Source organism: Bacteroidota bacterium (assembly GCA_035506275.1).
GTDB lineage: Bacteria > Bacteroidota > Ignavibacteria > UBA10030 > UBA8401 > JAGVPT01.
This window is the reverse complement of the sequence record DATJPT010000009.1, coordinates 79,726-92,424: the sequence shown is the minus strand read 5'-3', so window position 1 is coordinate 92,424 and position 12,699 is coordinate 79,726. Positions and strand designations below refer to the sequence as shown.

Genomic DNA, 12,699 nt, shown 5'->3' with positions numbered 1-12,699 from the left:
GCGTTACTTCTTCTGCACGATATGCATCAGGTCGAGCTCGATGCTCTCTTCCGGCTGTTCCACGATCCTTCCAAGTTCCTTTCCGCCGGAGATCACGATAAAGGTGGGAACGCTCGTTATATCGTAGGTCTCGGTCAACCCGTCGCTGCTTCTCTTTGAACGATCAACGCCGTACAATTCGATGTTCGATTCGGGGATGCGGGCAAGGGAGACCGTCTTGAAAAATTTCGGAAGTTCGCGTTTCGTGTCGCCGCACCATGTGCCGCCGAAGACAATGAAGTGAATGTTCTTTGCAGCGGACGAAAGAAACGCAACAGATGCAGAATCCGGCGTGAACGAATCGTAGTTCTTCTTGTACCATTGGAATGAGCTGTCGGATTCGAGTATCGCGGGGGAAATCCGGCCCGTGAGAATTTTTTGACCGTGAGGATCAACGGAAACACGGTATGAACTGCTCGGGCCGCAGCCGCCGATCAACGCCACTACCACAATAACGACCGCCGCACGCGTCATTTCAATCCACCTTCGTTACTCTGATATCTTTTCCCCACATGAGCTTCGACCGGAGAACGTCGTAGTAGCTCTTGTCCTTCCGTTTCACAAGCTTTACCGAGTAATCCGCTTTCTGGACAAAAAGATTCACGGGGGGGGTGAACATCTGTTCCTGCTGTCCGTCTGCCGTCACCCGCACACTTTGAAGTTTGGATTCGACGACGACGCGGACCACGCTCGAGTCGGGGACGATGACGGACCTTGCCGTGAGCGTGTGCGGACAAATCGGACTGACGGTCAGAACGTCCGTCGTCGGGACAGCGATCGGTCCGCCGGTCGCGAGCGAATACCCGGTAGTTCCCGTCGGGGTCGCAACGATGATCCCGTCGGCCCGGTAGGTCATCAGGTAATCATTGTTGACGTATGTTTCAAGGTCGATGACGCGCGAAGAATTGCTCTTGTCGATGACGATGTCGTTGACGCCAAAGAATTGCAGATCGTCCCCCTCGGCAGTCACCTTGATCACCATCCTGTCCTCTATGACATGCTGGTTGTTCAGGATGTCATCGACAAAGGACTCCACTTCGTCGATCGAGAGTTCGGCAAGGAATCCGAGTTTTCCAAGATTCACGCCGAGAATCGGAACGGCTGCACGGCCGACAAGCCTTGCGGCAGAAAGGATGGTTCCATCGCCGCCGAACGCGACCAAAATGTCGCATTCGCCGGCAATCTCCTCGAGCGGGGCCGTGTCCTTCTTCGCAATGACCTTTTTGCCCGTCTCTTTGTTGACAATTTTAGCGATTTCATCGTGCGTTACGAATTCAATCAGCCGCTTCTCTCCAGTTCCAAGCAGCCGCTGAACAGCTTCCCCGAGTGTTTCCTTCGTCAGGTTCCCAACAATACCAAATTTCATTTCGACGCCTCACTCTTCTCTGCCGGCGATGGAGTCTCTTTCGCAAGTTCATCCACATAGTTCAATTTTAGGTCCTGGATCACGCTCGAAAGAAAACGCTCTTCATCTGCCGAACGGTTGCCTTTTGTCTTCTCCTTTAACATATCGAGCAAGTCAATTGATAGTTGAGCTTGCTCCAAGTTCTTTTCTATCTTATCCGTCACAGGGTTCTTCATTTTCCCCATTTGTTGAAGCGCTGCCGCCTGGAACATGGAAACAAGCTGGATAAACATGATCTCATTCTTTTCGAGATTTTCCATTTTATTTCTTCTGTCTATCGTTACACATTGTTTGAAACCGATCTTCTTTCCAAAAAGCGATGGATGCAATGGTACGAAAGAGAAGCGCCAAAATCAAATTCAGCGGAGCGAGCCGGCGCAATATCAATTTATGTCTATGCTGTTTAGTGAAGCGCCGGAGGGTTCAAGCAACCTCGGAATTCCATGTCTCCCAAAGCTTTGCGTACTTTGTAAAAACATAGAACGACGAAAGAAGAGCGAGGAGTAATCCGGGCACGCCGTCCAAAAAACCGAGCCTCAGAAAATACATTCTGATGAACGACCAGGGGGGACGAACGACGACATCGATCGGCCGGAATTTTTTCTTCCCGTCGAACGATTCTTTGCTCGCAAGCGTCGTGTAACGGTTGAATTTGGCAAGATAGTGGAACAGGTTCGGGTCTGTAAAATGAAGCAGGTCGTGTCGAAGTCTTCCCGTGGTCCCTTGAATATTCAATCCCTCATGCACCGCCGCTTGTGAGAACGACGCCCGATCTTTTCTGAACAAACGCGTCACTCGTCCCGGATACCAACCTGAGTGCCTGATCCATCGGCCGAGGAAATAGGCCCGGCGGGCGACCGAGTAGGCGGAATGGTCGGGGGGAGAATTCAAGAGAGTCCGTATTTCCGAAGCGAGTTCGGGAGTGACGCGTTCGTCCGCGTCAAGCCAAAGAACCCAATCATGGCTGGTTTTCGAGACCGCGAATTCCTTCGCTTCGGAGAAGCTTTTCCACGGTTCGACAAAAATTTTTTGCGTGAACCGCCGGGAAAGAGCCAGGGTGGCATCTTTACTCTCTGCGTCGACGATCACAATGTCGCCGGCCCAGGCTGCGCTCTCGAGGCAGGCAATGATATTCCGCTCTTCATTGCGGGTAATGACGATCACCGACAGCGGTGTCATGCCGTCTCCCTCACGAGCAGTCGCTTCATTGCAAGCGACAATCCCACCGTGAACCAGGTAAATACCATGATCTGATGGCTGCCGAAATTCCACTCAAACAAACCATTGACAAGAAATCCGATGAAAACGGCAAAGGCCCCCAACGTCACCGATCCGTAAAGCCAATCGGTGTTTGCACTTCTTAGATTCTGAAATTCCACGATGAGGATCCTGAGAAAAAGGGCGACGACCGCCGTGAGACCCACGATGCCGAGCGTGACGAGGAGCATGACGAAATTATTATGAAGGTGCCCGGCCACTTCTGTGTCGTCGGGAGACCGGTATTTGTCGTAAATTTCGTGCATGTCCGAATCGCCGACGCCAAGTAAAGGATGGTCGGCGAAGATCTTGAGACCGGTCGACCACATGACAAGCCGTGAATGATTCGTCGGGTCCGAGAGGTCGACAATGCTTTTTGCCCTGTGCACCTGCGTTGCGGGGGCGAACAAAAAGAAAAGGACGAGAAAGGCAACAAGCACGAAAAAGAGATATTTGTTCTTCAGAAGGCTGATGACGACAAACCCGGCGAGAAATCCCACCCAAGAACTGCGCGTATTGGTGAGGATCAAAGCGATGAACGAAGGAACGAAAAAGAGCGCCATCCATCGCTTATAGACTGCGGGGGTCTCTTTATGGAGAAGGAACGGGACAATGAGCAAGCAGGTGATCATCTTCAACCCCCCCGTCGTCATGTAATGCTGGAAAACGTAAAGCCTTCCCTCCCGCTCAATGTAATAGTACGCTATCTCGATGATCGAAACGGCGGCAACGGCAGCAAAAATAATGAAGAGGCTTCGCAGGATCTTTTTCCGCGAATCAAAAGACAGGAGTACTAAATAGATGACTGAGATGAGAAGCAACCGTTTGGCGTTTACCGCCGCCTGAGCAGGATAGATCGCCGTGGTAATGGTCGTCAATTCGATACACACATATGCCAAGAAGAAATAATCGAGCGGGGTCCGAAAAAAAAGCCACCGCCGTTCGGCAGCGCTCCAGTAGATGACGAACAGAAGCGAGAGGCCGAACGCAACCGAGGACGCGGCGATCGAAATTGAAATTGTCGCTACCTGAACCACCAGAAGCGCAAAGAGGATGAGGACATGCTGCTGCCGGCGGGAATCGGTGAGGGTTTCACTCATAGGTTCACTTCAGGCATTGAATTGTAGATCACACAGCCGCTTGTAGAGACCGTTCTTCTGTTTTAACAACTCCACGTGCCGTCCTTCCTGGACAATCTTCCCTTTTTCAAGGACAATGATCCTGTCGGCGTTGCGTATGGTCGAAAGCCGGTGGGCGATCACGAGCGAGGTGCGGTTGCGCATCAGGCGTTCGATCGCCTCTTGAACAAGGACTTCGCTTTCCGAATCGAGCGCTGAGGTCGCTTCGTCAAAGATCATTACAGGAGGATTCTTCAACAGGGCGCGCGCGATCGAAATGCGCTGACGCTGTCCGCCGGAAAGCTTTGTGCCGCGGTCGCCAATGACCGAATCGAAGCCGTCCGGCATCTCCTCGATAAAACTCAGTGCGTTTGCCGCCTTCGCCGCTTCGCGGATCTTGTCGTTGGGAAATTCGGCCAAGCCGTACGCGATGTTGTTGCGAACGGTGTCGTTAAAGAGAATCGTCTCCTGCGTCACGATGCCGATCTGGCCCCGCAGCGACCGGAGGGCAAAACGTTTAATGTTAACGCCGTCGAACTCGATCACGCCTTCGACCGGATCGTAGAACCGGGCGATCAGGTCGACGAGGGTGGTCTTGCCGCTTCCGCTCGGACCGACGATCGCTACAACCTCCCCCTTTTTGATCCGAAGATTAATGCCGCTGAGAACCTCGGGCCTGCCCCCCTTGCCGTTATCGGCAGATGAATAGACGAAGGAAACGTTCTTGAATTCGATCCCTTTTTTCAGCGTTGAGAGGGGGACTGCATCCGGATGATTTTCGATCGCGGGCTTCGTGTCGAGGATCTCAAAAATGCGCCGCCCGGCGGCTGCGAATTCCTGAAGCCGGTTTGTCACGCTGCTGAGCTCCTTGATCGGCGGCATCACCTGGAAGATGGCAAAGAGGAATCCGAGAAACTCCGCGGCTTTCATTTCACCCGTGACAAGCACCTGCCGTCCGCCGTACCAGATGATCGCAACGCCGGCGACGATCGAAAGGAATTCGGTGACGGGGGCTGCGAGGTTTCTGACTCGCGTCATCGTCAGCATCGTTCGAAAATAGCTTTTCGTTTCCTTCCGGAATTTTTTGTCCTCAAAATCCTCCATCGCAAATGCTTTCACCACTTTCACGTTCGAAATGGTCTCCTGAAGCACGGAGGTGATGTCGGCCATCTTCTCCTGCATCACGCCGCTTTCTTTGTAGAGCCGTACGCCGATCGAACTGATGATATACAGCGAGAATGGGAAAACGACGAACGAGAGAAGGGTCAGTTTCCAGCTCAGCGTGAAGGCGATCGCCAGAAAGACAACAACCAGCAAGGGTTCACGGATCAATGTCACGAAACTCGCCGAGACGCCGCCGTTGACGACGTTCACATCGTTCGTGATGCGCGAGATGAGATTACCGGTCCTCTCGTTCGTGAAATAGCTGAGCGAAAGATTGTGCAGATGGCGGTAGAGCTCGTTGCGAATGTCCATCATCAACCCTTGTTCAACGTATGCCATCATATACGATTGAACGTAGCCGAACAGATTCTTCAGCAAGAACACCACCAGAATCACGAGACAGATCTTCAGCAATGAATCGGTCTTGGAGCCGGTGAAGATGAGCGACTTGATAAGGCTTTCAAGCTGCTGCTTGCCGCTGATCACTTCATTCGGTACAACGCTGTTCCTCGGCGGCGTCTGCACTTGCGAGGCCGATTGGTCAAACAGCGTTTCAACAAGGGGGATGGAAAGGTAGATCGATGCTCCGCTAAAGACGGAATAAAATACCGTGCAGGTGATCGACAGGGCCAGCCGTTTCCAGTACGGGCGAAGGTATTCCAGGATCCGAAAAAATATTTTCATATCAGGAAAGTCGTTTGATGGAGTTCAGGCTCTCGCTGGAGACGGGCGGGAGCTCCGCTCCCCTCGCCCGTGCGGCCTGAAATTCCCACACTTTACCGAGCAAAACGAGTTTATAGAACGATGAATACACAGCGAGCAGAAACCCGCGGAAGCCGTCGCGGAATCCCCCCAGGACGATGAACATCCGCACGAACACGGAGAACGGATTGAGAATAAAATTGAACCAATGGACCGAACGGTCCCCTTTTTCATTCAATCTGTTTGTCACGTCGAGAGAAGTATAGTCGTTGAGCTTCGATAGATATTGCGCGAGCGAGTAATAGGTAAAATGATTCAGAGGCGCGCGCAAGGTGCCAACCGGCCCCGCTACCTCGACCCCCTCATGCACTGCCCGTTGCGGAATCGATGCTTTTGACCCTAAGAACAATCGAAGCTGATACCCCGGGAACCATCCTCCATATCGCATCCATTGTCCCAAAAAAAAACTTTTGCGGGCGATCCTGAAACCGGTGTGCCGTTGCTGAGAGTGAAGGGTCTCCTCAATCTCCCGGCGCAATTCTTCCGGGACCTCTTCATCGGCATCGACCAGCAGCACCCATTCGTGCGACGCCGATGAAATTGCGAATTGCTTTTGCGGAGCATATCCCTGCCACTCCCTCTGTACGACGGTCGCTTTCAGGCGGCGGCAGATCTCCAATGTCCTGTCCGTGCTGAAGGCATCGACGACGATGATCTCGTCTGCCCATTGAACGCTCGCGAGGCAGCGTTCAATATTTCGCTCTTCGTTGAAGGTAACGACGACGACGGAAATTCTCTGCATAGGACGGTTAGCGGGCGACGAAATTCACAAGTTTGTTCTTGACGACAATTTCCTTCACGATTTGCTTGCCGTCGAGATGCTGTTTCACATTCTGCTCGGCATAGGCCAGCCGTTTCAACAATGATTCATCGCTGTCCACGGGAACGCTGCTTTTGGCCCGAATTTTTCCGTTCACCTGGAATACCACTTCGACCGTCTGCTGCTGTATCTTCGATTCATCGAACGCGGGCCATGGTTCATGTGCCAGCGACGACGCATGGCCGAGCTTCTGCCACAGCTCTTCAGCGAGATGAGGAGCAAACGGGGCAAGAAGAAGAACCAGCGGCTCGAGGACCTGCAGCGGCCGCAGTTCGGTCTTTGTCAACTCATTCACAAGGATCATCATTTGGGAAATCGCCGTGTTGAAATGAAGCTCCTCGATATCTTCGCCGACTTTTTTTACCGTCGCGTGAAAAAGGCGCTCCACGTCGGCAGATATTTCAACGTTCTTCACCGCCGGATCAAGGTTCCCCTCTTCGTCGGTGTACAGCCGCCAAACACGGTTGAGAAATCGATACACCCCTTCTACGCCGCGCGTGCTCCACGGTTTCATCTCCTCGAGCGGCCCCATGAACATCTCAAACAACCGCATCGAATCGGCGCCGTACTCTTTCACGACCTCGTCCGGATTGACAACATTCCCGCGCGACTTCGACATCTTTCGCGAATCCTCGCCAAGAATGATCCCCTGATGCCTGAGCTTCATGAACGGCTCTTTCGTACTGACGAAACCCAGGTCGAACAGCACTTTGTGCCAGAACCGCGCATACATCAGGTGAAGAACCGTATGTTCGGAACCGCCGACATACAGGTCTATCGGCATCCAGTGGCGCTCGAGTGCCGGGGAGCAGAACTGCTTATCGTTCTTTGGGTCGATGAACCGGAGATAATACCAGCAGGAGCCCGCCCACTGCGGCATGGTGTTCGTTTCCCTACGCCCTCTCAAGCCGGTCTCTTGGTCAACAACGTTGACCCATTCGGGAGCCAGCACCAGCGGCGATTCGGTCGTCCCGCTCGGTTGGAATTTTTTTAAGTCCGGCAGAAGAAGCGGAAGCTCTTCCTCGCGAAGAGGTTTCATCGTCCCGTCTTCGAGGTGGATGATCGGGATCGGTTCCCCCCAATACCGCTGACGTGCGAACAGCCAGTCGCGCAATTTATAGTTGACCCTGCGTTCTCCGATCTTTTGGGACTCGAGCCATTGGATAATTTTTTCCTTGGCTGCTTCCACGTAAAGCCCGTCGAGAAACCCGCTGTTGATCGCCGGGCCGTCTCCAGTATACGCTTTTCCCTGAAATCCCTCCGATGGCTGCACAGTCCGAATGATCGGAAGGTCGAACTTCTCGGCAAATTCCCAATCGCGTTCGTCCTGTCCCGGAACGGCCATGATCGCTCCCGTTCCGTATCCTGTCAGCACGTAGTCCGCGATCCAAACCGGAATTTCTTTTTTGGTCGCCGGATTGATAACGTAGCTTCCTGTGAACACGCCGGTCTTCTCCGTGTCCGCGCCCCGTTCAAGATCGCTTTTTAATGCTGTACGTTCCCGGTATGATTGAACAGCGTTGCGCTGCGCTTCTATCGTGAGCGCATCCACCAGCTGATGCTCGGGCGCGAGCACCATATATGTTGCGCCAAAAATGGTATCCGGCCGGGTCGTGAAAATACGGACAACGTCGGATTTCCCTTTCACCGGAAAGGCAATCTCCGCCCCATCCGAACGGCCGATCCAATTCTTTTGCTGTTCCATCGTCGAGGGGGGCCAATCCAGTTCCCTCCCGTCTTCCAGAAGACGTTCAGCGTAGGCAGTGATCTTCATCATCCATTGGCGCATCGGCCGCCGCTCGACCGTGTACCCCTTGTCGGTCCACTCCGCAACTTCCTCGTTGGCAAGCACGGTGCCAAGGCCTTCGCACCAATTCACCGGAATTTCGGCGATGTACGCGAGGCGGAATTGAGCGACGAAATCATGCTTTTCTTTTTTGGTTTTCTTGTCCCACTCATCAGCAGTAAAGGAATCTCCCGCGCGAAGATCTTTGGTCCCTTGACGCTTCAGTTCGTCCTCAAGCGTCTGAATCGGGCGAGCTTTGTTCGCCCGCACGTCGTACCACGAATTGTATATCTGAAGAAAGATCCATTGCGTCCACTTGTAGTACGAGGGGGCGGTCGTATCGATCTCGCGCGACCAGTCGTAACTCATCCCCAGCATTTTGATCTGACGGCGGAAGGTCGAGATGTTCTGCTCGGTCGTAATGCGCGGGTGGATATTTGTCTGCATCGCATAACGTTCGGCGGGAAGTCCGAAGGCATCCCAACCCATCGGATGCAGAACGTTGAACCCTTTCATCCTTTTATACCGGCACAAAATATCCGTTGCCGTGTACCCCTCCGGATGTCCGACATGAAGGCCCGCCCCCGATGGATACGGATACATATCGAGAATATACGCCTTGGGCCTGCTCGAAGAACTTTCCGTTCGGAATGTTTCACGCTCTTCCCAATACTTCTGCCATTTAGTTTCTATTTCCAAAAAATTGTATTTCATTTTTTTCGAATTTATCCCTGACTCGATCCGCGAAAATCAAAATTAAGCTTAAAGTATAAGCCGTTTAGTTGTTGTCTTCTGTCTTCTGTCTTGTTCCTACTCCCCGCTGTCCACGGTCTTCTTAATGTAGATCATCGCCGTCCCTGCAGTGCCGATCCGGAATTTTGACTGCAATTCTTCAACCGTCGCTCCATTCTGGGCCATGATGGTTGCCGCGGTATGACGAAGCGAGAAGGCGGTGATGCGACGGCTCTTCCCGCTCTTCACGCCCGACTTTACCAGGTATGAATTGACGCGTTGCCTGATCCCGCGAGTGGTCATCCGTTTTCCGCGAGTGCGGTTGCCGGCGCTCATGAAAAGGGGTTCGTTGTCGTCGGCATCTTTCCTGAATGCCAGGTATCCCTGAAAGGCCTCCTTTACATCGTTCGGAAGGATCACCGATGTTTCTTTTGTGGTTTTCCCTTTCCCCTGTACGTAAAAAACCATCGTCGAGCTGACTGTTTTTAAGTCGCCGATGTTCGCGCGGATCAATTCAATCTCCGACAAACCGCAGCCGACCATCGCTTTGATGACGGCAAAGTCCCTGAATCCTCGTTCGTCAACGCGTTCGATCGATTGGAAAATGGCCTGGACATCCTGCATTGAAATGGTTTCGCGCGAATGCTGCTGCGGTCTTTTATTTCCTTTGACCTCCTTTGCCGGATTCCTCTCAAGAACTTTCATTCCGACAAGATAGTCAAAAAGACGCCTGAGAGCCGTCAAATACGTCGAAACCGAAACAGGCGATAACTTGAGTTTCTTGGTCAGGTGCATCTTGTAGCGTTCAACATCCTCGACCCGGAACTGAAACTTCTGATCCGAGGGATACCAACGCAAGAACTCATGCAGCGATCGTTCGTACGTGCCGCGCGTTTCCGGCTTGCTTTTTCGCAATTCTTTCAGGAATCCCTCGTAGTAACCGAGTAAACGCTGGTGAGATATCCGGACAGAAGAAAAATGCGACGGCCTCATGCAGGAGCGGCAGACTTTTTAGTGGGATGAATCCTTCTTCCTCTCTTCACAATAACAGAAATTAACGAAAATAGGAGTGAGAAGCAATGAAGCGCGGGGGAATGAGAATGCTCTTGTCCGCTGCGATCTTTCCCCCGGAAAGAAGTGCAAAAATATCCGCTCCTTTTTTGAAATCGCATATTTATTTAGTATCATTTATTGCCATGTACCATGTAAAAAAAATATTTTCCTCGGCCAACAGAGTCGTCATTAAGGTCGGGACAAATCTTTTAGCGCACCGGGTGAAGGGAATCAACCGCGACAGGATCACCGCGATCGCAAAAAGCGTTTCAAGCTACCAAGCAGCCGGCAAACAGGTGGTGGTCGTAACCTCCGGCGCTATCGGAGCGGGAATGCTGCTGCTCGGGTTACGAGACCGTCCGAAGGCCATCCCCGAAAAACAAGCCGCTGCCGCGATCGGCCAGCCGATTCTGATGGAAGCGTACGAGAAAGCTTTCAGGGAAAACAACTGCGCGATTGCCCAGCTTCTGTTGACGAAGGACGATTTCGTCAACAGATTCCGCTACAATAACGTTCAGAACACGTTCGCCGCTTTGTTTGCAAAAGGCATCGTTCCGGTGGTCAACGAAAATGACACCGTCGCCGTCGAGGAGATCAAGCTCGGAGACAACGACAACCTCTCGGCTCTCGTCGCGAATCTTGTCGAAGCGGACCTCCTGATCATTCTCAGCGATGTCGACGGCCTTTTTTCAGATGACCCTTCGAAAAATCCTGACGCCAAGCTCATTCCCGTGGTCGACAAATTTTCTCCGCAGCTTGAAAAGCTCGCAAAAAAGAACAGAAGCGAATTAAGCACGGGCGGAATGATCACCAAGATCCGGGCTGCGAAACAATGCGTGTCCGCTGGGATCGCCGTCATCATCGCCAACGGGACAAACCCGGCGGTTCTCGATGAGATCGCCCGGGGGAATTATCCCGGAACGTTGTTTTTGCCGGCGAAAAACACATTGAGCGTCAAGAAAAAGTGGATCGGATTTGTTTCCGATTCAAAAGGAAGCGTTGTCATCGACGGCGGTGCGAAGAACGCGCTGCTTACGAGACAAAAAAGTCTTCTTCCCTCCGGAGTTTTGGAAGTGCGGGGAGAATTCAAAACTGCGGACACGATATCGGTCGTCGATACAGAAGGAAAGGAGATCGCGCGCGGCGTAGCTGCCTATGCCTCGTCGGACTTGAATAAGATCAAGGGGAAACGGACGACCGAGATCCAAAAGATCTTGAACCGCAAGAACGGCGATGAAGTGATCCATCGTGACAATCTCGTCCTCATTGGAGCTGAATGAACTCCGGCGACGTACAAAAAAAAGCCAGGTCGGTAAAGGAAGCGAGCGCGGTTTTATACAATTGCTCATCGAAGAAAAAGAACGTCCTGCTGAAAGCAATAGCGGCAGAACTACGCAGACAAGTTCCGGCGATACTCGAGGCAAACAACAAAGATCTCACTAGGGCAAGATCCGCCGGACTTTCAAGTGTCCTCATTGAACGCCTGGCGCTGAGCGGGAAGCGGATCGACCAGATGATCGCAGGGGTCGGCGACATTGTTGAATTGCCGGACCCGGTCGGCGAAATAATGGAAAAGGTCAAAAGGCCGAACGGGCTTGTCATCGAAAAAATAAGAGTTCCCCTTGGAGCCGTCGGCATCATTTATGAATCCCGCCCAAACGTCACCATCGACGCTTCCGCGCTCTGCTTGAAATCGGGCAACGCTGTCCTTCTTCGCGGCGGCTCTGAAGCCATCAACACAAACAGGACGCTTGTTAACGTTATCAAATCGGCTCTGAAAAAAGCAGGTCTTCCAAAGGGTTGCGTTGAATTCATCGGCACGACGGAGAGAAGCGCTGTTTTAGAAATGGTGAAGCAGGAAGAGCATCTTGACGTTCTCATTCCGCGCGGAAGCCAGAAGATGATCAACTACATCCGGGCACATTCTACGGTGCCGGTGATCGCCCATGGAGAGGGGAACTGTCATGTATATGTGGACGGCAGGGCGGATCTGGCGGTCGCGGAAGAAATTGTCTTCAACGCGAAAGTCCAGCGGCCGTCGGTGTGCAATGCGGCAGAAAAGCTCCTGGTGCATGAAGCAATCGCGCCGGAATTTCTCCCGCGGGTTGTCCGAAGATTGCGCAGTGCAGGAGTGGAGATACGGGGGGATAAAAAAACATCCGCGATGATCGAGAATATTGTGCCTGCTTCGGAGGCAGACTGGTTCAAAGAATATCTCGATCTGATCATTGCGATCAGGGTGGTGAAGGACATCCAGGAAGCCATTGTTCACATCAACCGGTACGGGTCGCACCATTCTGATGCGATCGTGACGAAGAACAAGAAACACGGGGAGAGATTTTTGCAGGAAGTCGATTCTGCGTCGGTGTATGTGAACGCTTCGACCCGGTTTACCGACGGGTATGAATTCGGCCTCGGCGCGGAAATCGGCATCAGCACGCAAAAGCTCCACGCCCGCGGCCCGATGGGGCTCAAAGAACTAACCAGCGTCAAGTATATCGTTCACGGCACCGGCCAGGTCAGGAAATAATTCCAACGATCCCCCTCAATAATTCTTTTCTCA

General features: G+C 52.6%; 11 protein-coding genes. 2 read left to right on the top strand and 9 right to left on the bottom strand.

What is annotated here, in order from left to right; translation table 11 throughout:
* Positions 1-3: 3 nt before the first annotated feature.
* The 9 genes from VMF88_08230 to VMF88_08190 form a co-directional block, all read right to left on the bottom strand.
* Positions 4-513 carry a thioredoxin family protein gene (locus VMF88_08230; protein ID HTY11046.1) on the bottom strand — a complete coding sequence of 170 codons (510 nt, stop codon included), beginning with the start codon at positions 511-513 and terminating at the stop codon, positions 4-6.
* 1 nt (position 514) lies between these two features.
* Entirely contained in the window at positions 515-1,405 is an 891-nt protein-coding gene (locus VMF88_08225; protein HTY11045.1) for an NAD(+)/NADH kinase, read from the bottom strand.
* Positions 1,402-1,704, bottom strand: coding sequence for a DUF1844 domain-containing protein (locus VMF88_08220; protein HTY11044.1), 303 nt, complete (start codon positions 1,702-1,704; stop codon positions 1,402-1,404). Before VMF88_08220 ends, VMF88_08225 begins: the two co-directional genes overlap by 4 nt.
* Before the next feature lie 163 nt (positions 1,705-1,867).
* Entirely contained in the window at positions 1,868-2,623 is a 756-nt protein-coding gene (locus VMF88_08215; GenBank protein HTY11043.1) for a glycosyltransferase family 2 protein, read from the bottom strand.
* Positions 2,620-3,801 (bottom strand): O-antigen ligase family protein, encoded by a 1,182-nt coding sequence (locus VMF88_08210; protein ID HTY11042.1) that lies wholly within the window; start codon positions 3,799-3,801, stop codon positions 2,620-2,622. The genes VMF88_08215 and VMF88_08210 overlap by 4 nt, the downstream gene beginning before the upstream one ends.
* 9 nt (positions 3,802-3,810) lie before the next feature.
* Positions 3,811-5,667: an ABC transporter ATP-binding protein gene (locus VMF88_08205; GenBank protein HTY11041.1), complete on the bottom strand. Its 1,857-nt coding sequence runs from the start codon at positions 5,665-5,667 to the stop codon at positions 3,811-3,813.
* A 1-nt stretch (position 5,668) separates the two neighbouring features.
* Positions 5,669-6,487 carry a glycosyltransferase family 2 protein gene (locus VMF88_08200; GenBank protein HTY11040.1) on the bottom strand — a complete coding sequence of 273 codons (819 nt, stop codon included), beginning with the start codon at positions 6,485-6,487 and terminating at the stop codon, positions 5,669-5,671.
* Positions 6,488-6,494: 7 nt separating this feature from the next.
* Complete coding sequence (gene leuS, locus VMF88_08195) at positions 6,495-9,065, bottom strand: leucine--tRNA ligase (protein HTY11039.1); 2,571 nt, start codon at positions 9,063-9,065, stop codon at positions 6,495-6,497.
* A gap of 96 nt (positions 9,066-9,161) precedes the next feature.
* The gene (locus VMF88_08190; GenBank protein ID HTY11038.1) at positions 9,162-10,076 is read right to left on the bottom strand and encodes a tyrosine-type recombinase/integrase; all 915 of its coding nucleotides are present in this window, start codon (positions 10,074-10,076) and stop codon (positions 9,162-9,164) included.
* Positions 10,077-10,279: 203 nt separating this feature from the next.
* Here VMF88_08190 and proB point away from each other — a divergent pair, with 203 nt between their 5' ends.
* Together proB and VMF88_08180 are read left to right on the top strand one after the other, a co-directional pair.
* The gene (proB, locus tag VMF88_08185) at positions 10,280-11,416 is read left to right on the top strand and encodes a glutamate 5-kinase (protein ID HTY11037.1); all 1,137 of its coding nucleotides are present in this window, start codon (positions 10,280-10,282) and stop codon (positions 11,414-11,416) included.
* Positions 11,413-12,666, top strand: coding sequence for a glutamate-5-semialdehyde dehydrogenase (locus tag VMF88_08180; GenBank protein HTY11036.1), 1,254 nt, complete (start codon positions 11,413-11,415; stop codon positions 12,664-12,666). Before proB ends, VMF88_08180 begins: the two co-directional genes overlap by 4 nt.
* Positions 12,667-12,699 lie beyond the last annotated feature (33 nt).